The organism is Enterobacter cloacae complex sp. SHL022 (assembly GCF_049237785.1).
In the GTDB taxonomy this organism is placed as follows: Bacteria; Pseudomonadota; Gammaproteobacteria; order Enterobacterales; family Enterobacteriaceae; genus Enterobacter; species Enterobacter hormaechei_C.
In genome coordinates this window covers 258,218-280,271 of the sequence record NZ_JBMKJH010000006.1, presented here as the reverse complement: position 1 = coordinate 280,271, position 22,054 = coordinate 258,218, and the positions used below count along the sequence as shown (strand labels likewise).

Annotated in this window: 16 protein-coding genes; 6 read left to right on the top strand and 10 right to left on the bottom strand. The window is 55.7% G+C overall.

What is annotated here, in order from left to right; all coding sequences use genetic code 11:
• Window positions 1-5: 5 nt before the first annotated feature.
• The 6 genes from narI to ACOTZD_RS14675 form a co-directional block, all read right to left on the bottom strand.
• Window positions 6-686, bottom strand: a complete 681-nt coding sequence (gene narI / locus ACOTZD_RS14700) for a respiratory nitrate reductase subunit gamma (RefSeq protein WP_003857027.1) — start codon at window positions 684-686, stop codon at window positions 6-8.
• Window positions 683-1,378, bottom strand: coding sequence for a nitrate reductase molybdenum cofactor assembly chaperone (narW, locus tag ACOTZD_RS14695; RefSeq protein WP_022651230.1), 696 nt, complete (start codon window positions 1,376-1,378; stop codon window positions 683-685). Before narW ends, narI begins: the two co-directional genes overlap by 4 nt.
• On the bottom strand, window positions 1,378-2,922 hold the full coding sequence (gene narH / locus ACOTZD_RS14690; RefSeq protein ID WP_174402319.1) for a nitrate reductase subunit beta: 1,545 nt from the start codon (window positions 2,920-2,922) through the stop codon (window positions 1,378-1,380). Before narH ends, narW begins: the two co-directional genes overlap by 1 nt.
• Window positions 2,919-6,659, bottom strand: a complete 3,741-nt coding sequence (locus ACOTZD_RS14685) for a nitrate reductase subunit alpha (protein ID WP_174402318.1) — start codon at window positions 6,657-6,659, stop codon at window positions 2,919-2,921. Before ACOTZD_RS14685 ends, narH begins: the two co-directional genes overlap by 4 nt.
• A gap of 67 nt (window positions 6,660-6,726) precedes the next feature.
• Window positions 6,727-8,112: a NarK family nitrate/nitrite MFS transporter gene (locus ACOTZD_RS14680; RefSeq protein ID WP_174402317.1), complete on the bottom strand. Its 1,386-nt coding sequence runs from the start codon at window positions 8,110-8,112 to the stop codon at window positions 6,727-6,729.
• Window positions 8,113-8,323: 211 nt separating this feature from the next.
• The gene (locus ACOTZD_RS14675) at window positions 8,324-8,899 is read right to left on the bottom strand and encodes a TetR family transcriptional regulator (RefSeq protein ID WP_003857036.1); all 576 of its coding nucleotides are present in this window, start codon (window positions 8,897-8,899) and stop codon (window positions 8,324-8,326) included.
• 116 nt (window positions 8,900-9,015) lie between these two features.
• Here ACOTZD_RS14675 and ACOTZD_RS14670 point away from each other — a divergent pair, with 116 nt between their 5' ends.
• Entirely contained in the window at window positions 9,016-10,506 is a 1,491-nt protein-coding gene (locus ACOTZD_RS14670) for an MFS transporter (RefSeq protein WP_099543355.1), read from the top strand.
• 45 nt (window positions 10,507-10,551) lie between these two features.
• Here ACOTZD_RS14670 and ompC read toward each other — a convergent pair whose 3' ends face one another.
• On the bottom strand, window positions 10,552-11,625 hold the full coding sequence (ompC, locus tag ACOTZD_RS14665; RefSeq protein WP_174402316.1) for a porin OmpC: 1,074 nt from the start codon (window positions 11,623-11,625) through the stop codon (window positions 10,552-10,554).
• A 627-nt stretch (window positions 11,626-12,252) separates the two neighbouring features.
• Window positions 12,253-13,131 carry an aromatic amino acid DMT transporter YddG gene (gene yddG / locus ACOTZD_RS14660; RefSeq protein WP_003857042.1) on the bottom strand — a complete coding sequence of 293 codons (879 nt, stop codon included), beginning with the start codon at window positions 13,129-13,131 and terminating at the stop codon, window positions 12,253-12,255.
• A 220-nt stretch (window positions 13,132-13,351) separates the two neighbouring features.
• On the opposite strand from yddG, the gene fdnG reads away from it, so the two are divergent.
• The 3 genes from fdnG to fdnI are packed head-to-tail and all read left to right on the top strand — an operon-like array spanning window position 13,352 to window position 17,944.
• Complete coding sequence (gene fdnG / locus ACOTZD_RS14655; RefSeq protein WP_421636334.1) at window positions 13,352-16,399, top strand: formate dehydrogenase-N subunit alpha; 3,048 nt, start codon at window positions 13,352-13,354, stop codon at window positions 16,397-16,399.
• An 11-nt stretch (window positions 16,400-16,410) separates the two neighbouring features.
• Window positions 16,411-17,295: a formate dehydrogenase subunit beta gene (gene fdxH, locus ACOTZD_RS14650; RefSeq protein ID WP_003857048.1), complete on the top strand. Its 885-nt coding sequence runs from the start codon at window positions 16,411-16,413 to the stop codon at window positions 17,293-17,295.
• A complete protein-coding gene (gene fdnI / locus ACOTZD_RS14645; RefSeq protein WP_003857050.1) occupies window positions 17,288-17,944 on the top strand; it encodes a formate dehydrogenase-N subunit gamma in 657 nt (218 codons plus the stop codon). The genes fdxH and fdnI overlap by 8 nt, the downstream gene beginning before the upstream one ends.
• Before the next feature lie 59 nt (window positions 17,945-18,003).
• Here fdnI and ppk2 read toward each other — a convergent pair whose 3' ends face one another.
• Window positions 18,004-18,822, bottom strand: coding sequence for a polyphosphate kinase 2 (gene ppk2, locus ACOTZD_RS14640; RefSeq protein WP_421636333.1), 819 nt, complete (start codon window positions 18,820-18,822; stop codon window positions 18,004-18,006).
• A 161-nt stretch (window positions 18,823-18,983) separates the two neighbouring features.
• Here ppk2 and araJ point away from each other — a divergent pair, with 161 nt between their 5' ends.
• A complete protein-coding gene (gene araJ, locus ACOTZD_RS14635; RefSeq protein ID WP_174402315.1) occupies window positions 18,984-20,159 on the top strand; it encodes an MFS transporter AraJ in 1,176 nt (391 codons plus the stop codon).
• 39 nt (window positions 20,160-20,198) lie between these two features.
• On the opposite strand, the gene ACOTZD_RS14630 is transcribed toward araJ, so the two are convergent.
• Complete coding sequence (locus ACOTZD_RS14630; RefSeq protein WP_050870565.1) at window positions 20,199-21,401, bottom strand: NAD(P)/FAD-dependent oxidoreductase; 1,203 nt, start codon at window positions 21,399-21,401, stop codon at window positions 20,199-20,201.
• A gap of 130 nt (window positions 21,402-21,531) precedes the next feature.
• On the opposite strand from ACOTZD_RS14630, the gene ACOTZD_RS14625 reads away from it, so the two are divergent.
• The gene (locus tag ACOTZD_RS14625; RefSeq protein ID WP_015570482.1) at window positions 21,532-22,041 is read left to right on the top strand and encodes an RrF2 family transcriptional regulator; all 510 of its coding nucleotides are present in this window, start codon (window positions 21,532-21,534) and stop codon (window positions 22,039-22,041) included.
• The last annotated feature ends 13 nt before the right edge of the window (window positions 22,042-22,054 follow it).

The window sequence follows — 22,054 nt, the reverse complement described above, 5'->3', positions numbered from 1 at the left end:
CAAAATTAACGGCGCGATCTCACAACCTGATAGCGACGGGTAAAATACTCAAACGGCGCGCTCCACACGTGCACCAGGCGGGTGAACGGGAAGATAAGGAAGATCGTCATCCCCAGCACCAGATGCACGCGGAAGATCGGCGCGACGCCGCTCAGCATTTCCGACGAGCCTCCCTTGAACGTCACGATCCCCTGCGCCCAGCCGACCAGCTTCATCATCTCGCTTCCGTCAGGATACTGGGCGGAGAAAGGAATGGTCGACAGCCCAAGGATGCACTGAAGCAGCAGGATACTCATGATGATAATATCCGGCGTGGTGGACGTGGCACGTACCCGCTGGTTGAACAGGCGGCGGATCAGCAGCATAGAGCCGCCAATCAGCGTTAGCACCCCGCAAATGCCCCCCGCAATCATGGCTAACTGCTGTTTAACCGCGATGGGTAAAAACCAGGCGTACATCCAGTGCGGGGTTAACATGCCGAACAGGTGCCCGAAGAAGATCCCCAGAATGCCGATATGAAACAGGTTCGAAGCCCAGTTCATCCCGCGCTTGCTGAGCATCTGGCTCGACGAGGCGCGCCAGGTGTACTGCCCGTAGTCGTAGCGCAGCCAGCTGCCAAGGAAAAAGACGGTGGCGCAGATGTACGGATAAATGTCATAGAAAAACACGTTCAGGTAATGAGTCATTTTGGGCCTCCGGCGCTGACGTCCACGTACTGCGGCGCGACGTCCTGGCTAAAGCGTCGTTGATATTGCTGCATCGGCGAACTGTCGCACGATGTGGCGTTGTCTTCGATAAACTTGACCTGTTCCTCTTCCCACACGGCGTCCAGCGCCTGACGGGTATCATCCCGTTTTTCACCGGATACCTGTTTCGCCACGCTGTCGCTGGAAAGCCGTGTTTCCGCCAGCGACAGCAGGGCGTCAAACAGCTGGTAATGCGCGACCTCGCGCTGTTTCAGGCGGCCTCCAATCAGCGCCAGTATAGGCGCGACGTTTTGCAGCCCTTCACGTGCCTCGTCGTCGCTGACGATACTGAGATATTCCAGATAGAGCGGCAGATAGTCCGGCAGCTCGCGGCAATCCAGCTCCAGCCCGGCTTTCTCATACTGGCTCATCAGGTCGACCATCGCCTGACCGCGATCGCGCGACTCGGCGTGAACGTGCTCGAACAGCAGCAGCGACGTTGCGCGTCCCCGCTCGAAGACTTCACACCATTCGGCCTGCTTATCCAGCAGCGGGGCGCTCAGGTGCTGCTGCGCAAACGGCAGCAGCATGGGCGCATCCTGTTCCACCAGGGAAAGCGCTTCGTCACGGTTTTCCCACAGCAGCTCATCGGGATACTCAATGAGCAGCGCGATGATTTTGAGGATTTGCATTACTCTCCCTCCCCGTGATCGCGCACTTCGGTGATGTTGATCGCGTCGATGCGGCTGCTGTTGAAGAGGTTGAATTTGGTGTCGGAGCCGTGACAGCCGTCGCCGAAGGTGAAGCCGCAGCCGTTTTTCTCCGGGAAAGCGTCGCGTGCCATTTCGCGGTGGCTGGTGGGGATCACGAAGCGGTCTTCGTAGTTGGCAATCGCCAGATAGCGGTACATCTCCTCAACCTGCGCTTCGGTCAGGCCCACTTCCTCAATGGCGCGGGTATCGGTCACGCCTTCCACGGTCTGGGAGCGCTTGTAGTGACGCATTGCCATCATGCGCTTCAGGGCGCGCAGCACCGGGCCGGTGTCGCCCGCGCTGAGCATGTTTGCCAGGTATTGCACCGGGATGCGCAGGCTTTCTACCGCAGGCAGTACGCCGTCGCTCTGCGGCAGACCACCCGCGTCCGCGTAGGACTGAATCGGTGACAGCGGCGGCACATACCAGACCATCGGCAGGGTGCGGTATTCCGGGTGTAGCGGCAGGGCGAGCTTCCAGTCCATCGCCATTTTGTAAACCGGGGAACGCTGCGCTGCGTCGATGACGTTCTGCGGAATACCCTGTTTCAGCGCTTCTTCTATCACCGCCGGATCGTTCGGGTTAAGGAACACGTCGCACTGGCGCTCATACAGATCGGTTTCATGCTCGGTGCTGGCCGCCTCTTCAATGCGGTCTGCGTCATACAGCAGCACCCCGAGATAGCGGATGCGTCCGACGCAGGTTTCCGAGCAGACAGTCGGCTGGCCGGACTCGATGCGCGGATAGCAGAAGATGCACTTCTCTGACTTGCCGCTTTTCCAGTTGAAGTAGATTTTTTTGTACGGACAGCCGCTAATGCACAGACGCCAGCCGCGGCATTTGTCCTGGTCGATCAGCACAATGCCGTCCTCTTCGCGTTTGTAAATCGCACCGCTCGGGCAGGTGGCGACGCAGCTCGGGTTCAGGCAGTGCTCGCACAGGCGCGGCAGGTACATCATGAAGGTGTTTTCGAACTGGCCGTACATCTCTTTCTGGATCTTCTGAAAGTTTCGATCGCGGGCGCGTTTTTCGAACTCGCCGCCCAGCAGCTCCTCCCAGTTGGGCCCCCATTTGATTTTATCCATTCGCTTGCCGTCGATCAGCGAACGTGGGCGGGCGGTGGGGAGGTGGTCTCCCTCCGGGGCGCGGTGCAGATCCTGGTAATCGAAGGTGAAAGGTTCATAGTAATCGTCAATCTGCGGCAGGACGGGGCTAGCGAAAATCTTCGACAGCACGCCCATTTTGCCGCCCAGGCGCGGGGTCAGCTTGCCGTGAATTCCGCGGATCCAGCCGCCTTGCCACTCATCCTGATCTTCCCAGTTTTTCGGATAGCCGATGCCGGGTTTGGTTTCGACGTTATTAAACCACGCGTACTCCATCCCTTCGCGCCCGGTCCAGACGTTCTTACAGGTGACCGAGCAGGTGTGGCAGCCAATACATTTATCGAGATTCAGTACCATGCCAACCTGTGAGCGTATTTTCATTTTTTCGCCTCCTGTACCTGATCCCGACCTTCGCCGTCCAGCCAGTTAATGTTTTTCATTTTGCGGATCATGATGAACTCGTCGCGGTTCGAGCCGACGGTGCCGTAATAGTTGAAACTGTACGCCAGCTGCGCGTAGCCGCCGATCATGTGGGTCGGTTTCGGGCAGACGCGGGTAACCGAGTTGTGGATCCCGCCGCGCCGTCCGGTTACTTCTGAACCCGGAATGTTCAGGATGCGTTCCTGAGCGTGGTACATCATGGTCATGCCCGGCGGCACGCGCTGGCTGACCACCGCGCGGGCGGTGAGGGCGCCGTTGGCGTTGAAGGCTTCAATCCAGTCGTTGTCCTCAATGCCCAGCTCGCGCGCGTCGGTTTCGCTGATCCAGACGATGGGCCCGCCGCGCGACAGGGTCTGCATCAGCAGGTTTTCGCTGTAGGTGGAGTGAATGCCCCATTTCTGGTGCGGCGTCAGAAAGTTAAGCGCTTTTTCAGGGAAGCCGTTCGGCGGGATCTCGCGCATATGGGTTACGCTGCGGGTATCAATCGGTGGACGATAGGCCACCAGACTCTCCCCGAAGGCGCGCATCCAGGCATGATCCTGATACAGCTGCTGGCGGCCGGAAATCGTGCGCCATGGGATCAGCTCGTGAACGTTGGTGTAGCCCGCATTATACGAGACGTGCTCGCTTTCAAGGCCGGACCACGTTGGGCTGGAGATAATTTTGCGCGGCTGCGCCTGAATATCGCGGAAGCGGATTTTCTCGTCTTCTTTGTTCAGCGCCAGATGGGTGTGATCGCGCCCGGTCAGTTCGCCGAGGGCCTCCCAGGCTTTGACCGCGACTTGACCGTTGGTTTCCGGCGCAAGAGCCAGGATCACCTCTGAAGCATCAATGGCGGTTTCAATGCGCGGTCGGCCTTTGGCCGGGCCGTCGAGCTTGACGTAGTTGAGCTTGCCGAGGAAATCGACCTCATTCTGGGTGTTCCACGATATGCCTTTTCCGCCGTTGCCGAGCGTGTCCAGCAGCGGGCCAAGCGCCGTAAAGCGCTCGTAGGTTTCCGGATAGTTGCGCTCGACGACTGCAATGTTTGGCGCGGTTTTGCCGGGGATCAGATCGCACTCGCCTTTGCGCCAGTCCAGAATATCAAAAGGCTGCGACAGCTCCCCCGGGGAGTCATGCTGTAGCGGCTGTAGCACCACGTCAGTTTCGGTGCCGAGATGCCCGACGCACACTTCAGAGAAGACTTTGGCGATGCCCTTGTAAATCTCCCAGTCGCTGCGGGACTCCCACGCCGGGTCAACGGCGGCGGAGAGCGGGTGAATAAACGGATGCATGTCCGAGGTATTCATATCGTCTTTTTCATACCAGGTGGCGGTGGGCAGGACGATATCCGAGAACAGGCAGGTGCTGGACATACGGAAATCAAGCGTCACCAGCAGATCCAGCTTGCCCTCAATGGCGGCGGTTTGCCATTCCACCTCTTCAGGTTTCACGTCGTCCGTTGAGCCTAAATCCTCACCCTGAATACCGCTCTCGGTGCCAAGCAGGTATTTCAGCATGTATTCATGGCCTTTCCCGGACGAACCGAGCAGGTTAGAACGCCAGACGAACAGGTTGCGCGGGTGGTTCTTGCCGTTGTCCGGCTGTTCGCAGGCGAAGCGAATATCACCCGATTTTAACGCCTGTACGGTGTAATCCTGCGGCGACATCCCGGCGGCGTCGGCGCGAGCTTTCACGTGCAGCGGGTTGAGGTTGAGCTGCGGCGCGGAAGGGAGCCAGCCCATACGCTCGGCGCGGACGTTGAAATCAATCAGGTGACCGGTAAACTTCGATGCGTCTGCGAGGGGAGAAAGCAACTCCCTTGCGGTGAGCTTCTCATAGCGCCACTGGCTGGCGTGGTTGTAAAAGTACGATGTGCTGTTCATCTGGCGCGGCGGACGGTTCCAGTCCAGCGCGAAGGCCAGCGGCAGCCAGCCGGTTTGCGGGCGCAGCTTTTCCTGGCCGACATAGTGCGACCAGCCGCCGCCGCTCTGCCCGACGCAGCCGCAGAAGACCAGCATGTTAATCATCCCGCGGTAGTTCATGTCCATGTGGTACCAGTGGTTCACACCGGCCCCGAGAATGATCATCGACCGTCCGTGGGTCTTATGCGCCGTGTCGGCAAATTCACGGGCGATTTTTTCTATCAGATAAGCGGGGATGCCGGTAATTTGTTCGCCCCAGGCCGGGGTGTAGGCTTTTATCTCGGCGTAGTTTGTCGCCGCGTTACTGTCTTCCAGACCGCGATCGAGGCCGTAGTTTGCGAGCACCAGATCGTACACGCTAACCACGCGTCTCTGGCTGCCGTCGGCCAGCGTCAGGGTTTTACTCGGTACTCGGCGCGTCAGCACCGGCTCCTGCTTCACGCTGCGGAAATGCGGGTTCTCGTTGCCCCCGAAGTAAGGGAAGGCCACGTCTGCCACGCTGTCGTGGGTGATGAGCAGGGAAAGCGTCAGCTCGGTTTCCTGTCCCGCGGCCAGCGACTCCAGGTTCCATTTGCCTTTTTCACCCCAGCGGAAGCCGATGGAACCATTCGGCGCCACCAGATTTCCGGCCACGTCAAAGGCGATGGTTTTCCACTCCGGATTATTGGTTTCACCCAGCCCGTCGGCCAGATCCGATGCACGCAGCATGCGGCCCGGCACCACGCGACCGTCAGCCTGTTCATCCAGCAGAACCAGCATCGGCATGTCGGTGTAGCGGCGGCAATAGTTGAGGAAGTAATCGCTCGGGTTATCAAGATGGAACTCTTTGAGGATCACATGCCCCATCGCCATGGCAAGGGCGCTGTCGGTACCCTGTTTGGGGGCCAGCCATTCGTCGCTGAGCTTTGCCACCTCCGAGAAGTCCGGCGTAATGGCGACGGTCTTGGTGCCTTTGTAACGCACTTCGGTAAAGAAGTGGGCGTCCGGGGTACGCGTCTGCGGCACGTTCGAGCCCCAGGCAATGATATAGCTGGAGTTGTACCAGTCCGCCGATTCCGGCACGTCGGTCTGTTCGCCCCAGGTCATCGGCGACGCCGGAGGCAGATCGCAATACCAGTCATAGAAGCTCAGGCAGGTGCCGCCGAGCAGGGAGAGATAGCGCGTACCGGCGGCATAAGAGACCATCGACATGGCCGGGATGGGGGAAAAACCGGCTACCCGATCCGGGCCGTAGTTTTTGATGGTCCAGACGTTGGCGGCAGCAATCAGCTGGTTAAGCTCTTTCCAGTTTGAGCGTATAAAACCGCCTTTACCGCGCGCCTTCCTGTAGCTCTGCGCTTTCTGCGGATCGTTCTGAATGGCGTCCCAGGCCAGCACCGGATCGGTATGCTGCGCCAGCGCCTCGCGCCAGAGTTCGATCAGCCGACGGCGCACCAGCGGGTATTTCAGGCGGTTGGCGCTGTAGAGATACCAGGAGTAGCTTGCGCCGCGCGGGCAGCCGCGTGGTTCGTGGTTAGGCAGGTCAGGGCGGGTACGTGGGTAGTCGGTCTGCTGGGTTTCCCAGGTCACCAGGCCATTTTTGACATAAATCTTCCAGCTACAGGAGCCGGTGCAGTTAACGCCGTGGGTGGATCGCACAATTTTATCGAACTGCCAGCGTTGACGGTAGCTGTCCTCCCAGTCGCGGTTGGTGTGGTACACCTGCCCGTGCCCATCGGCGAAACTGTCGCCTTTTGTTTTGAAGTAACGGAAGCGGTCCAACAGTTTGCTCATGACATTTCTCCTGCTTCGATAGCATGGCCGGAGGGTGAGGCATCACGCTCCGGCGAAGATGTAGTTATTATTTTTGTGAGGATTTGCGGCCGTACACCAGCCAGGTGACGAGTACGCAGACGATGTAAAACACGAGGAAGACTTTCATGGCGCCCACCGGGGATCCGGTCATCGCCAGGGATGTGCCAAAGGCTTTGGGAATAAAGAACCCGCCTACCGCACCGATGGCAGAGATAAAGCCCAGCGCGGCAGCCGTTTCGGTCACCGCTTCATGCTGTGCCTGTTCGTCGCTCCCGCCCTGTTTTTTTACGCGGTCGAGGGTGATTTGGCGAAAGATAATCGCGATCATCTGGAAGGTCGAGCCGCTGCCCAGGCCTGCGGTCAGAAACAGGCCCATAAAGACCAGATAGAAGGCGATAAAACTGCCTGAACCAGACCCGGGGAGTGTCAGGAAAATCAGGGCGCTAAAGATGGCCATAAAGACGAAGTTGATCAGCGTCACCCGTACGCCGCCCAGCCTGTCTGAAATCATCCCGCCAGCCGAACGCGCCAGGGCGCCAATCAGCGGACCAAAGAAGGCGAGGTGGAGGATATTTACGTCCGGAAACTGGGTTTTCGACAGCATGGCAAAGCCTGCCGAGAAACCGATAAACGAGCCGAAGGTTGCCAGATAAAGCAGGCTCAGCAGCCAGAGGTGAAAGCGCTTAAGTACCGGAAGCTGGCTGGCAATGGATGCTTTCGAGCTGGCGATGTCGTTCATGCCAAAAAACGCCGCAAGGGTGGCCAGAATCAGCAGCGGCGCCCAGATCCACGCCGCGTTCGCCAGCCACATCGTCGAGCCATCCTCCTGGGGGACGCCATTAACGCCGAGAAAGGTAAACATCGGCAGGAAAATCACCAGCGGCGCAACCAGCTGCATCACGCTCACACCCAGGTTACCCAGCCCGCCGTTAATGCCCAGCGCGCTGCCCTGTCTGGCTTTCGGGAAGAAGAAACTGATGTTTCCCATGCTGGAAGCGAAGTTGGCGCCGGCAAAACCGCACAGCAGTGCGATGATGATAAAGACCCAGTAAGGCGTGGCGGTATTCTGGATGGCGATCCCAAGCCAGACACAGGGTACGACCAGGATAACGGTGCTTAACACGGTCCAGTAACGCCCGCCAAATATCGGCACCATAAAAGAGTAGGGGACACGCAATATCGCGCCGGAGAGAGAAGGTAATGCCGTTAGCATAAAAAGCTGATCGGTGCTGAAATTAAATCCGACCTTATTAAGGTTTACCGCAATAGCGCTAAACAACATCCAGACACAAAACGCGAGAAGCAAACACGCCACGGAAATCCACAGGTTTCTTCGTGCGATATGTTTCCCTTTATTCTCCCAAAATTGCGCATTTTCCGGTTTCCAGTTACTCAACAGATGCTGGTTACTCTTCTCGCTTTGATGTGACATATCACCCTCTTGCTTACCCAAGTGGAGAGAAAAAATTAAATAAAAACAGAAAGATACCTGTCTATAGCTTGTAGGAATTATTGGATGTTATGGGATACATCTGAAAGGATAGATAAAAAAGCGAATCCCTGAGTTTGGAATGGGAATCTGGGTTCGCTTTATGTGTTACTAATTGTAACTTTTTGCGGAAATTAATACCCCGATGGGAGTATTAAAACAATTCGAGGGAGATAAGTTTATCCAGATGCTTATTAAAGGCCGCGTCGTCCATTTCAGGCATATTTAATACGTATATGCCATCCAGGCCACATACCAGACCAATTAAACGCCAGGCGATATTTTCCGGCTGGTCAGCAAGCGTAAAGGCGTTAGCCTCCGCCCCGGCCCTGATAATCGCAACCGTTTCCTGGTGCCACATCTCCATAGTCAAAACGTAGGCGCCTTTAATATCGCTATCCCGGCTGGCGAGAATTTGCGCCTCTCGCCACAGCCGAATGTAGGGCTCAAACCCGCCGTCATCGCTGCCGAGCATGGCATGCAGGCGCTCGCGCCAGCCAGCGTTTTCGCCAACGATTTCAGCATCCAGCAAATCGCGGATTAGCCGGACAAACGCCAGCGACTTAAGCTCGCCCGCCGACGCAAAGTGGTGATGCAACTGCCCGGTGGCGACGCCCGCTTCGGTGGCGATGCGGCGCACGGTCATTGCAGCGAATCCTTCGGTCAGCGCCACGCGCATCGCGGCCTGGAGGATCTCTTCCCGCCGCTCGTCCTTGCTCAGATAACGCATAATTTCTCACTCTCAATGGCAACGAAACGAGTGTAACAAAGAGCTGGACAAGTGTTCAACTTTACGTAGGATCGCAATCTGGACATGTGTCCAATTTTTAACTGAAAAGGAAATTTATGTTTCGTCAGTGGTTAGCGTTAGTGATTATCGTGCTGGTATATATCCCGGTGGCGATTGACGCGACGGTGCTGCACGTGGCGGCGCCAACATTGAGTATGACGCTGGGTGCCAGCGGCAACGAATTGTTGTGGATTATTGATATTTACTCGCTGGTGATGGCGGGGATGGTGCTGCCGATGGGCGCGCTGGGCGATCGCATAGGTTTTAAGCGCCTGCTGATGATCGGCAGCGTGCTGTTTGGCCTGTCATCGTTAGCGGCGGCTTTTGCGCCGTCCGCGGGCTGGCTGATTGCCGCCCGCGCGTCGCTGGCGATTGGCGCGGCGATGATTATTCCGGCTACGCTTGCAGGGATCCGCACGCTGTTTATTGATGCGCGGCACCGTAATATCGCCCTCGGCGTCTGGGCTGCCGTTGGGTCGGGCGGCGCGGCGTTTGGCCCGTTGATTGGCGGCATGCTGCTGGAGCACTTTTACTGGGGTTCGGTGTTCCTGATTAATGTGCCGATCGTGCTGATGGTGGTTTCGCTTGCTGCGCGCTTTGTGCCTGCTCAGCAGGGTCGGCCCGAGCAGCCGCTCAATATCAGCCATGCCATTATGCTAATTGTGGCGATTTTACTGCTGGTCTATAGCGCCAAAACCGCCCTGAAAGGGGTGCTGTCGCCGTGGATGGTGGCCTGTACGCTGCTTACCGGAGCGGTAATGCTGTTTATCTTCGTCCGTATCCAGCTGCGCGCGCGCGTGCCGATGATCGACATGCGCCTGTTTTGCCATCGCATTATTTTAAGCGGCGTGGTCATGGCGATGACCGCCATGATTGCGCTGGTGGGCTTTGAACTGCTGATGGCGCAGGAGTTGCAGTTTGTGCATGGTTTTACGCCGTTTGAAGCGGGGATATTTATGCTGCCGGTGATGGTGGCGAGCGGATTTAGCGGGCCGATCGCGGGCGTGCTGGTCGGGCGTCTGGGGCTGCGCATTGTCGCGGCCGGAGGCATGGGGCTAAGCGCAGTCAGTTTTATCGGCCTGTCGATGCTTGATTTCAGCACCCAACAGTGGCAGGCGTGGAGCCTGATGGTGCTGTTGGGCTTCAGTGCCGCCAGCGCACTGCTGGCATCGACGTCAGCGATCATGGCTGCCGCGCCGAAAGAGAAAGCGGCCGCCGCAGGCGCGATCGAAACCATGTCCTACGAGCTGGGCGCTGGTCTGGGGATCGCCATTTTCGGTTTGCTGTTAACCCGCAGCTTTTCGGCGTCTATTGTACTGCCGCAGGGGCTGAGCGCGTCGCTGACCGATAAAGCCTCGTCGTCCATCGGTGAAGCGATGAAGGTGGCGCAGGAGCTGACGCCGACACTGGCCGAGCCGGTGATGACGGCGGCGAAAACTGCGTTCATTACCTCGCACAGCGTGGCCCTGGGCAGTGCGGGAGGCATGCTGCTGATTCTGGCGGTCGGGATCTGGTTTAGTCTGGCGAAGGTCGGAGGGCAGCAGTAATAAAAAAGGCCAGCCGGGAGGGCTGGCCTTTTGAACTAACAGATCTTAGAACTGGTAGGTCAGACCCACAGCCACGATGTTGTCGGTAGCCACTTTGGCATCTTTGGTGAACTGGCTGTCATCCACGAGGTTGATTTTGTAATCAACGTAGGTGGACATGTTTTTGTTGAAGTAGTAGCTCGCGCCAACGTCAACGTATTCAACCAGATCCTGGTCGCCATAAGAACCGATGTCTTTACCTTTGGATTTCAGGTAAGCGATGGATGGACGCAGACCGAAGTCGAACTGGTACTGCGCCACAACTTCGAAGTTCTGCGCTTTGTTGGCAACGTGACCGTTACCGAACGCCGTCATGTTGCGGGTTTCAGAGTAGGTGGTTGCCAGGTAGATGTTGTTCGCATCGTACTTCAGGCCAGCAGCCCAGACTTCTGCGTTTTCGCCACCGGCGTTCAGGTTGCTTGCAGCACGAACCTGACGGTCAGTACGGTCAGATTTCGCGTAGGTCGCACCCACACCGAAGCCGTCGAATTCATAGGTAGAAGACAGACCCCAGCCGTCACCGTTGGATTCGGTGATCTCTGAACGGTCGTTTTTACCCTGGTACTGAGCAGCCACGTTCAGGCCGTCAACCAGACCAAAGAAGTCGGTGTTACGGTAGGTTGCAACGCCAGTGGTACGGCCGGTCATGAAGCCATCAGTCTGCGTCCAGGTATCGCCACCGAACTCTGGCAGAACGTCAGTCCATGCGCCGATGTCATAAGCCACACCGTAGTTACGACCGTAGTCGAAGGAACCGAATTCATCGAATTTCAGACCAGCGTAGGCCAGACGGGTTTTGTTGCCGTCGGAACCCTGAGCTTCGGAGCGATTGCCCTTGAACTCATATTCCCACTGGCCGTATCCGGTCAGCTGATCGTTGATCTGAGTTTCACCTTTGAAGCCCAGACGAACATACGTTTTGTCGCCGTCGCTACCAGCATCATCAGAAAAATAGTGCAGACCAGTAACTTTGCCGTACAGATCCAGTTTGTTACCGTCTTTGTTAAAAACTTCAGCCGCGTTAACAACGCCAGCTGCCAACATGGAAGTCACTGCCACTGCAATTAATTTAAGTTTCATCTTAAATAATCCTTATAATTTTATTTAGGTATTTCCTAAGCCACCTGAGCGATTTTTAAACGAGGCTTATCGTCAATGGCAGACTATTTTTAAAATTCCGTAGACTGCTTTCAATAATAAGTTTCAAAATATTAAAGATAATTTCAATTAGTGTGATCCCGATCGGGTAAATTGCCCTTAAATCGCTCAATCAGGTTAATATATAGACATAAATTGATTATTAACAAAGCACGATAATATGGCTGTAAATAATTTCTGGACGTTTTAGTTTTTCTGGGGAATTAAAGGAATTTGACAGAGAGTATCAACGGGTGGGGCGCGATAACATATTATAAAACAGCGGATTATGAATTTTCCGGTGAGCCAGTGTCTGTTTTCTAAGTGAAATATTCAGAAATAAACTATTGCACTTTGTGCTATATAGCGCGGTAATATTGGCGCTGAACTAATTACCTGTGTTGTCAGTTTATGTCAACTTCCACAACGGCTCTGGCTATCTGTGGGCATTCTATACAGAAATTTTAGTTGTCTCGAATGTTACCAATTATATTCGAGGGTGTGATCACACATTAAATAATTGTTAATTTTGTGCCGGGCATATTGGGTACCCGGCAAAAAATAAAAATACTATTTGCGCGTGGCATACCAGCACAGTAACGATCCGGCGCACACCATTAATGCCCCTTGCCAGAATGAGAATGAAAGCGTAGAGCTCAGCACAATAGCCGCCAGCGCGGCGGAAAGAACGGGCGTGAAATAAGAGACAGCCGCAAGCACCGTGACGTTACCGTGAAGAATACCGATATTCCAGGCGGCGTAGCCAAAGCCAAGCGCAACCCCACACATCAATAGCTTCACCACAACCGGGACGCTGAACACCATTTCGGGCTGATCGCTGACGGCATATTTGACCCACAGGCTCAGGGCGGTCAGCAGGACGAAAAGGGTAATGCCATTTTGCCCTTTGGCATACTTGCTGGTGACGGTGCAGTAGGCGGCCCAGATAAAAGCGCCAGCAAACGCCAGCCCATAACTCAGCGGACTTGAAACGACGTTCTGCATGATGTCATTCAGTTGCAGACCGTTTTCGCCACCTAAAACCCAGCACACCCCCAACAGCGAGATGAGAAGCCCAGGGATGACCCACAGGGTGGATTTTTGCCCGTTGAACAAAATCGCGAAGGCAATCGTCAGGCTTGGCCACAGATAATTGACCATACCGACTTCAATCGCCTGTGAGCGCGTCGCGGCATATCCCAGCGACAGGGCCAGGCACATCTCATAGCTGACAAACAGGATGCTGCCCGCAAGAAGATAGCGCCTGGAAAAACGCCGAAGATCGGGAAAACCCACCGTTACCAGACACAGCAGCCCGCTGACGGTGTAAATCATCGCCGCGCCGCCCACCGGGCCCAGTCCTTCACTGACGCTGCGGATGAGTCCCACCATGGTGCTCCACAGCAATATGGCCGCCAGGCCTGTCAGCGTTGCTCTTTTTCTGTCCATTACCCTGCCAGTCTTCAAAAAATCAAAGGGAAAACTTATAGCATCTATCCGCTACACCTGGCGAATTTTCTACTGGGGAGATACCCCGAAAAGAGTAGCAAATCGTACCAGCGGTGACTATTTGGGGGGCTAAGTATAGCGACCTTGATTTGACGCAATAAAAAAAGGGGCTTTGCTGTTAGTTTGCCGCGCGAAGTCTTATCAGATAAAGAGGACAACAATGGACGTCAGCCGCAGACAATTTTTTAAAATCTGCGCGGGCGGTATGGCCGGAACAACAGCCGCGATGCTGGGATTCGCTCCCAAAATGGCGCTGGCTCAGGCACGCAACTATAAACTGCTGCGCGCGAAAGAGATCCGTAACACCTGCACATACTGCTCCGTGGGTTGTGGGCTATTAATGTATAGCCTGGGTGATGGCGCGAAGAACGCCAAAGAAGCGATTTATCATATTGAAGGGGACCCGGACCATCCGGTGAGCCGCGGGGCGCTTTGCCCGAAAGGGGCGGGGCTGCTGGACTACGTCCACAGTGAAAACCGTCTGCGCTACCCGGAATATCGTGCGCCGGGGTCTGACAAATGGCAGCGTATCTCCTGGGACGACGCTTTCTCCCGAATTGCAAAACTGATGAAAGCGGATCGCGACGCCAATTTTATTGAGAAGAACGAGCAGGGCATCACGGTAAACCGCTGGACCTCCACCGGGATGCTGTGTGCCTCTGCGGCAAGTAATGAGACCGGCATGCTGACGCAAAAATTTGTGCGCTCCCTCGGCATGCTGGCGGTTGATAACCAGGCGCGCGTCTGACACGGACCAACGGTAGCAAGTCTTGCTCCAACATTTGGTCGCGGTGCGATGACCAACCACTGGGTTGATATCAAAAACGCAAACGTCGTGGTGGTTATGGGCGGTAACGCCGCTGAAGCCCATCCGGTGGGGTTCCGCTGGGCGATGGAAGCGAAAAACAACAACGATGCGACGCTGATTGTCGTCGATCCACGCTTTACGCGTACGGCATCGGTGGCTGATATCTATGCGCCGATCCGCTCCGGTACGGATATTACGTTCCTTTCCGGCGTACTGTTGTACCTGATCGAAAACAATAAGATTAACGCGGAATACGTTAAGCATTACACCAATGCCAGCCTGCTGGCGCGGGAAGATTTCGCTTTCGAAGATGGTCTGTTCAGCGGCTATGACGCCGAGAAACGTCAGTACGATAAATCATCCTGGAACTATCAGTTCGACGAAAACGGCTACGCGAAACGCGATGAGACCCTGAGCGATTCGCGCTGCGTGTGGAACTTGCTGAAACAGCACGTTTCCCGCTATACGCCGGACGTGGTGGAAAACATCTGCGGTACGCCGAAAGCGGACTTCCTGAAAGTGTGTGAAGTGCTGGCCTCCACCAGTGCCGCCGACAGAACCACTACTTTCCTGTACGCGCTGGGCTGGACGCAGCATACCGTGGGCGCGCAGAACATTCGCACCATGGCGATGATCCAGCTGCTGCTCGGCAACATGGGGATGGCCGGTGGCGGCGTGAACGCCCTGCGCGGGCACTCTAACATTCAGGGCTTAACCGACCTCGGCCTGCTGTCGACCAGCCTGCCGGGTTACCTGACCCTGCCGTCCGAGAAGCAGACCGACTGGCAAAGCTGGCTTGACGCCAACACGCCAAAAGCGACGCGTCCGGACCAGGTGAACTACTGGAGTAACTATCCGAAGTTTGCCGTCAGTCTGATGAAATCGTTCTACGGCGACGCGGCGCAGAAAGAGAATGACTGGGGCTTTGAGTGGTTGCCGAAATGGGACCAGGCTTACGATGTCATCAAGTATTTCAACATGATGGATAAGGGCGACGTCACGGGGTATATCTGCCAGGGCTTTAACCCGGTGGCGTCATTCCCGGATAAAAACAAAGTCGTTCGCAGCCTGAGCAAGCTGAAGTACATGGTGGTTATCGATCCGCTGGTCACCGAAACGTCTACGTTCTGGCAGAACCACGGTGAATCAAACGATGTCGATCCGGCATCCATTCAGACGGAGGTGTTCCGCCTGCCATCGACCTGCTTTGCGGAAGAGGACGGTTCTATTGCCAACTCTGGCCGCTGGCTACAGTGGCACTGGAAAGGTCAGGATGCGCCGGGTGAAGCGCGTAATGACGGCGAAATTCTGGCCGGGATTTACCATCGTCTGCGCGAGATGTACCGCACAGAAGGCGGCAAAGGCGCTGAGCCGCTGCTGAAGATGAGCTGGAACTACAAGCAGCCGGATCATCCTGAGTCCGAAGAGGTGGCAAAAGAGAACAACGGTGTGGCGCTGGCCGACCTGTACGATGCCAACGGCAATCTGGTGGCGAAGAAAGGCCAGTTGCTCAATAGCTTCGCGCTGTTGCGTGACGACGGTACCACCGCCTCGTCCTGCTGGATCTACACCGGCAGCTGGACTGAGCAGGGTAACCAGATGGCCAACCGCGATAACGCCGATCCGTCAGGCCTGGGTAACACCCTGGGCTGGGCATGGGCGTGGCCGTTAAACCGCCGCGTACTGTACAACCGTGCCTCCGCAGACGTGAACGGTAAGCCGTGGGATCCGAAACGCATGCTGATCGAGTGGAACGGCACGAAGTGGACGGGGAACGATATCCCGGACTTCAACACCGCCGCGCCGGGTAGCAACACCGGGCCGTTTATCATGCAGCCGGAAGGGCTGGGACGTCTGTTTGCTATCGACAAACTGGCGGAAGGGCCGTTCCCTGAACACTACGAGCCGATGGAAACGCCGCTAGGCACTAACCCGTTGCACCCGAACGTGGTGTCAAGCCCGGTGGTACGCATCTACGAAGACGACGTGCTGCGTTTAGGTAAAAAAGACAAGTTCCCGTATGTCGGCACTACTTACCGCCTGACCGAGCATTTCCATACCTGGACCAAGCACGCGCGGCTTAACGCCATCGCGCAGCCGGAACAGTTTGTGGAGATAAGCGAAACCCTGGCGAAGGCGAAAGGCATTGCCAATGGCGATCGCGTGAAGGTCAGCAGCAAGCGCGGCTTTATTCGCGCGGTGGCGGTGGTCACCCGTCGTCTGCAAACGCTGAACGTGCACGGCCAGCAGGTGGAAACGGTGGGCATACCACTGCACTGGGGCTTTGAAGGGGTAGCGCAGAAAGGCTACATCGCCAATACCCTGACGCCAAACGTCGGCGATTCCAACTCGCAAACGCCGGAGTATAAAGCGTTTCTGGTCAACATCGAGAAAGCGTAAGGAGCGATTAAATGGCGATGGAAACACAAGACATTATTAAACGCTCCGCGACCAACCCGATAACGCCCGCGCCTCGTGCGCGGGACTACAAGGCAGAAGTCGCCAAGCTGATCGATGTCTCTTCCTGCGTGGGCTGTAAGGCCTGCCAGGTGGCCTGCTCGGAGTGGAACGATATCCGCGACGAGGTGGGGCACTGCGTAGGGGTCTATGACAATCCTGCTGATCTGAGCGCCAAGTCCTGGACGGTGATGCGCTTTAGCGAAACCGACCAGAACGGCAAGCTGGAGTGGCTGATCCGTAAAGACGGCTGTATGCACTGTGAAGATCCGGGCTGCCTGAAGGCATGCCCGTCTGCCGGGGCAATCATTCAGTACGCCAACGGGATCGTCGACTTCCAGCAGGATAACTGCATCGGCTGCGGTTACTGTATTGCGGGTTGTCCGTTTAATATCCCGCGTCTCAATAAAGAGGATAACCGGGTCTATAAATGCACCCTGTGCGTCGATCGCGTCAGCGTCGGCCAGGAGCCTGCCTGCGTGAAGACCTGTCCTACCGGGGCGATCCACTTCGGCACCAAAAAAGAGATGCTGGAAGTGGCGCAGCAGCGGGTGGATAAGCTCAAAGCGCGCGGCTATGACAAGGCCGGGATTTATAACCCGCAGGGCGTGGGCGGCACGCACGTCATGTATGTTCTGCACCACAATGACCAGCCGGAGCTGTATCATAATCTGCCGAAAGATCCGGCGATCGATACATCAATCAACCTGTGGAAAGGGGCGCTTAAACCGCTTTCAGCGGCGGGCTTTATCGCCACCTTTGCCGGGCTGATTTATCACTACATCGGTATCGGGCCGAATAAAGAGGTGGATGACGACGAGGAGGAGCATCATGAGTAAGTCGAAAATGATAGTGCGCACAAAATTTGTCGATCGCGCCTGTCACTGGACGGTAGTCATCTGCTTCTTCCTGGTGGCGGTATCCGGCATATCGTTCTTCTTCCCGACGCTACAGTGGCTCACGGAAACCTTCGGGACACCGCAGATGGGGCGCATTCTGCATCCGTTCTTCGGCGTGCTGATTTTCGTGGTGCTGATGTTTATGTTCGTGCGTTTTGTTCATCACAACATCCCTGACAAGCAGGATATTCCGTGGCTAAAAGGGATTGTTGAGGTTCTGAAAGGCAACGAGCATAAAGTCGCGAAGGTGGGGAAATACAACGCCGGGCAGAAGATGATGTTCTGGACCATCATGAGCATGATTTTTGTGCTGCTGGTGACCGGGGTCATCATCTGGCGTCCGTATTTTGCGCACTATTTCCCGATTCAGGTAGTGCGTTATGCGCTGCTGATCCACGCGACCTCGGCCATTATTCTGATCCACGCCATTCTGATCCATATGTATATGGCCTTCTGGGTGAAAGGATCGATTAAAGGCATGATTGAAGGGAAGGTGAGCCGCCGCTGGGCGCAAAAACACCATCCGCGCTGGTACCGGGACGTTGAGCGTCTTGAAGCGCAAAAAGAGAGTTCGGAAGGGTTGAAGTAAACCTTGCGCCGTCGGCATTGTCCGGCGGCGCTGCGCTTGTGCTGGCCTGCTTCCCCGTATCAAAATCGCTCTGCAATATACCGGAAGGGATATTTTGTAGGCTTCACTTTGCCGATCTTGCGTTTCGGTAAATCCACTTTGTCTTCGTGAATTTCTTTATAGGGGATCTGTGAAAGCAGATGCGAAATAATATTCAGCCGCACCCGTTTTTTATCTTCTGAGCGCGCCACAAACCACGGCGCCCAGGCGGTGTCGGTCGCTTTAAACATCGCGTCACGGGCGAGGGTATATTCATCCCACAGATTAAAAGATTTTATGTCCATTGGAGACAGCTTCCAGATCTTGCGACCATCATTAATGCGATCGCGCAGGCGGCGTTCCTGCTCTTTTGGCGTTACTTCAAGCCAGTATTTCAACAATATGATCCCGGCATCGACCATCGCTTTTTCCATTACCGGCGTTCCATCAAGAAATTTTTCGGTCTGCTCTTCAGTACAGAAACCCATTACTTTTTCCACCCCCGCGCGGTTGTACCAGCTGCGGTCAAAAATAACGATTTCCCCGGCAGAGGGCAGATGAGGAACGTAACGCTGAAAATAGAGCTGACTTTTCTCTTTATCGGTGGGGGCCGGTAACGCAACAACGCGAAACACCCGGGGGCTGACGCGTTCGGTGATGGCTTTGATGACGCCGCCTTTACCGGCGCCGTCTCGCCCTTCAAAAACAATACAGACTTTTAACCCTTTGGCGACCACCCATTGCTGGAGCTTAACCAGTTCAACATGGAGGCGGCGCAGCTCTTGCTCGTACGTTTTGGTTTTGAGCGGCGCGTTTTTAACGACATCATCAACAACACGGGTTTTCTTCTTACTGACCATGGCGGGTCTCCCTATGGGTCCGGTCGCGGGATCGAGGACGTACTAAGCGTGTAATCGGCCTGAATGAATGGATTAATGTGTCAGAAAGCTGATTTGAACTGGTTCACCATACAAGTTTAATCAATAATGCACGCTGCGTATTTTTTAACAGTGGTCGCGGTATGAAAAAGACAATTTTTTCGTTAGCACTGGCTACCTTTGGTCTGGGGATGGCTGAATTTGGCATCATGGGCGTGCTGACAGAACTGGCCCATGATACGGGCATTTCGATTCCCTCTGCCGGAAATATGATTTCGTTTTACGCTTTTGGCGTGGTGATCGGCGCGCCGATTGTGGCGCTGTTCTCCAGCAAATTTTCGCTGAAAACAACGCTGCTGTTTCTGGTGGCGATGTGCGTCGTTGGTAACACACTCTTTACCTTCTCTGACTCCTACGTGGGGCTGGCGGCGGGGCGCTTAATCTCTGGTTTTCCGCATGGCGCGATTTTCGGCGTGGGGGCGATAATCCTGTCAAAAATCGCACCGCCGGGTAAAGTGACGGTCGCTGTGGCCGGGATGATTGCCGGGATGACCGTTGCCAACCTGCTTGGCGTGCCACTCGGGACGTGGCTGGGACATGAATTTAACTGGCGTTACACCTTCTTTTTGATTGCGGTCTTTGACGCGCTGGTGATCCTGTCTGTTCTGCTGTGGGTGCCAGACATTCACGACACGACAACCACCCGGCTGACAGAACAATTCCATTTCCTGAAGAAACCGGAACCGTGGTTGATTTTTGCCGCTACGATGTTTGGCAATGCCGGGGTGTTTGCCTGGTTTAGCTTCGTGAAGCCGTTTATGGTCAACGTGTCAGGCTTTTCCGAGGGCGTGATGACCGCGATCATGATGCTGATGGGGCTGGGAATGGTGCTGGGAAATGTCTTCAGCGGCAAGCTGTCGTCGCGCTTTAGCCCGCTGCGCATTGCTGCCACCACCGACCTGGTGATTGTGGCTTCGCTGCTGGCGTTGTTCGCCTTTGGCGAGCTTAAAACAGCTTCACTGGTAATGGGATTCGTGTGCTGCGCCGGGCTGTTTGCGCTCTCTGCGCCGCTGCAAATTCTGCTGCTGCAAAATGCGAAAGGCGGCGAGATGCTGGGGGCCGCAGGCGGACAAATGGCGTTTAACCTCGGCAGCGCAATTGGCGCGTATTTCGGTGGAATGATGATTACGCTCGGCTTTAGCTGGAGTTATGTCACGCTGCCGGCAGCGATCTTATCCTTCTCAGCGATGACCTCTCTGTTGATGTATGGTTATTTATGTGCCAAAAAGCGTCAGGTCAACGCAGGAGCGCTGGCCTGATTCCACATGTTGCCCGCTGGTCGCGGGTGCTGGAGTGGACTACACGAATTTCGCCAGCGGGTCAGCGGCGGCAAAAGCAACCGCTTTGTCTGCTGCTGGCGGGTAAATCAGTTCGTTGGTGATGGCGACTTTGATCTTTTTGCCTTCCTCGCGCACGGATTTAATGCGCTGATCCCAGCCCTCGGTGTATACCGCACCCCAGCTACCCAAATCCAGACAGGTGACGTAGTTCACCTGACGGTAAGGATACGGCTCCACATTTAACAGGCTGGCCGCTGCGTTGTGTCCGGCGAATTTCCCCAACTGGATCGCGTGCTGGCAGGTCATCAGCGCCGTGTTGCCCACATCGTCCGTTTTGGCATGCGCCATATCACCCGTCGCGTAAACCTCCGGATGCGCAGGAACCTGCAATGTGTCGGTGACGATAAGGCGTCCCTGAGTGTCGCGTTCCCCGTCAATTTGCAGGCTGAGGGGGTTAGCTTCTACCCCTGCCGTCCACACTACAGTGGCGCTGGCAATGCGTTCTCCGTTTTTCAGCGTTACGCCGCTGGCATCGATGGCTTCAACTTCACTGTTTAAACGCCATTCAACGCCCAGCGCGCTGCTTGCTTCTTCAATGGTGTTTCTCAGCGCCTCGCTGTAACGCCCGCCAATGGTTGCACCCCTTTCAACTACGATTATTTTAGTCTTTGTATGGGTGCCGAAGCGAGTGCGGAGCCGGGCAGGGAGTTCCGTTGCCAGCTCGATGCCGGTAAAGCCGCCGCCACACACGACCACAGTATTACGCTCCGGGGTGGAGGGGCGCGAAACCAGCGAATCAAGATGTTGCTCGAATAACCTGGCGGAGTCGAGTTGGTCGATATCAAAGGCGTATTCAGCCAGACCGGCAATCGGGGGGCGTTTAGTCTGGCTACCGGTTGCGAGGATCAGACGTTCCCAGACGACTTCAGCAATCACGCCGTTTGAATCGCGATATAAAACGGTTTTAGACGAGGTATCAATACGTTGTGCTTCGCCCGCAATAAAGGTAATGCCCAGCTCAGCAAACAGTTCGGTCAGCGGCGCGACCATCGTCGACACGTTCTCTTCATAAAAGCGTGGGCGAACGCGCAATTCCGCAACAGGGGCCAGCACGGCAATGCTGAGGCTATTGTTACCCTCCAGAGCAGAAAGGCGCGCGGCGCTGACCGCAGCCCACATACCGGAAAACCCACTACCCACAATTAAAATCTGCTTTTTCATACTCGATCCTTTAGTGCGTCAGGCTGTATGTCTGACATAACTGCCACTATACTTGTCGGAGTTAACTACGACAACTTCTTTCTGAGTTAAAAATCGTTATAATGCAGCGAACAATGACCCGGAGTGAGCCATGGCGTTTTACAGTTCTGGTGTGGAATATGGCATTCATAGCCTGATGTGTATGGTGGATGCAAAAGGCAATGAACGTGAGATGAGCGTCCGGGAGATGGCGGCCTTGCAGGGCGTGCCGTACGACTATCTTGGAAAAATCTTCACCCGTTTATCACGCGCGGGGCTGGTTATCAGCACCGAGGGTAAAGGGGGAGGCTTCCGGCTGGCGCGTCCGGCAGAGCTGATCAGCGTGCTGGACGTGGCGCACGCCATCGACGGCGAGAAGAATATGTTTGAGTGTCGGGAAGTGCGTCAGCGCCTGGCGGTGTTTGATGAAACGCCACCTGCCTGGGTCTGTGACGGCCCGTGTGGGGTGCGCTCGGTCATGGACAGCGCGCAGCAGCGGATGGAAGAGGAGTTAGGGCGCCATACTATCCTGGATCTGGCGCGGAAAATGTATCGAAAAGCGCCGGACACGTTCCAGATCGAGGTTCAGGAGTGGATTTCCGATCGCCGTTCGTCCACGTGAAAAGCCGGGCAGG

Coding starts and splice junctions, on each gene's coding strand:
- narI (WP_003857027.1), bottom strand. CDS start 686: ATGACTCATTACCTGAACGTGTTTTTCTATGACATTTATCCGTACATC.
- narW (WP_022651230.1), bottom strand. CDS start 1,378: ATGCAAATCCTCAAAATCATCGCGCTGCTCATTGAGTATCCCGATGAG.
- narH (WP_174402319.1), bottom strand. CDS start 2,922: ATGAAAATACGCTCACAGGTTGGCATGGTACTGAATCTCGATAAATGT.
- ACOTZD_RS14685 (WP_174402318.1), bottom strand. CDS start 6,659: ATGAGCAAACTGTTGGACCGCTTCCGTTACTTCAAAACAAAAGGCGAC.
- ACOTZD_RS14680 (WP_174402317.1), bottom strand. CDS start 8,112: ATGTCACATCAAAGCGAGAAGAGTAACCAGCATCTGTTGAGTAACTGG.
- ACOTZD_RS14675 (WP_003857036.1), bottom strand. CDS start 8,899: ATGCGTTATCTGAGCAAGGACGAGCGGCGGGAAGAGATCCTCCAGGCC.
- ACOTZD_RS14670 (WP_099543355.1), top strand. CDS start 9,016: ATGTTTCGTCAGTGGTTAGCGTTAGTGATTATCGTGCTGGTATATATC.
- ompC (WP_174402316.1), bottom strand. CDS start 11,625: ATGAAACTTAAATTAATTGCAGTGGCAGTGACTTCCATGTTGGCAGCT.
- yddG (WP_003857042.1), bottom strand. CDS start 13,131: ATGGACAGAAAAAGAGCAACGCTGACAGGCCTGGCGGCCATATTGCTG.
- fdxH (WP_003857048.1), top strand. CDS start 16,411: ATGGCGATGGAAACACAAGACATTATTAAACGCTCCGCGACCAACCCG.
- fdnI (WP_003857050.1), top strand. CDS start 17,288: ATGAGTAAGTCGAAAATGATAGTGCGCACAAAATTTGTCGATCGCGCC.
- ppk2 (WP_421636333.1), bottom strand. CDS start 18,822: ATGGTCAGTAAGAAGAAAACCCGTGTTGTTGATGATGTCGTTAAAAAC.
- araJ (WP_174402315.1), top strand. CDS start 18,984: ATGAAAAAGACAATTTTTTCGTTAGCACTGGCTACCTTTGGTCTGGGG.
- ACOTZD_RS14630 (WP_050870565.1), bottom strand. CDS start 21,401: ATGAAAAAGCAGATTTTAATTGTGGGTAGTGGGTTTTCCGGTATGTGG.
- ACOTZD_RS14625 (WP_015570482.1), top strand. CDS start 21,532: ATGGCGTTTTACAGTTCTGGTGTGGAATATGGCATTCATAGCCTGATG.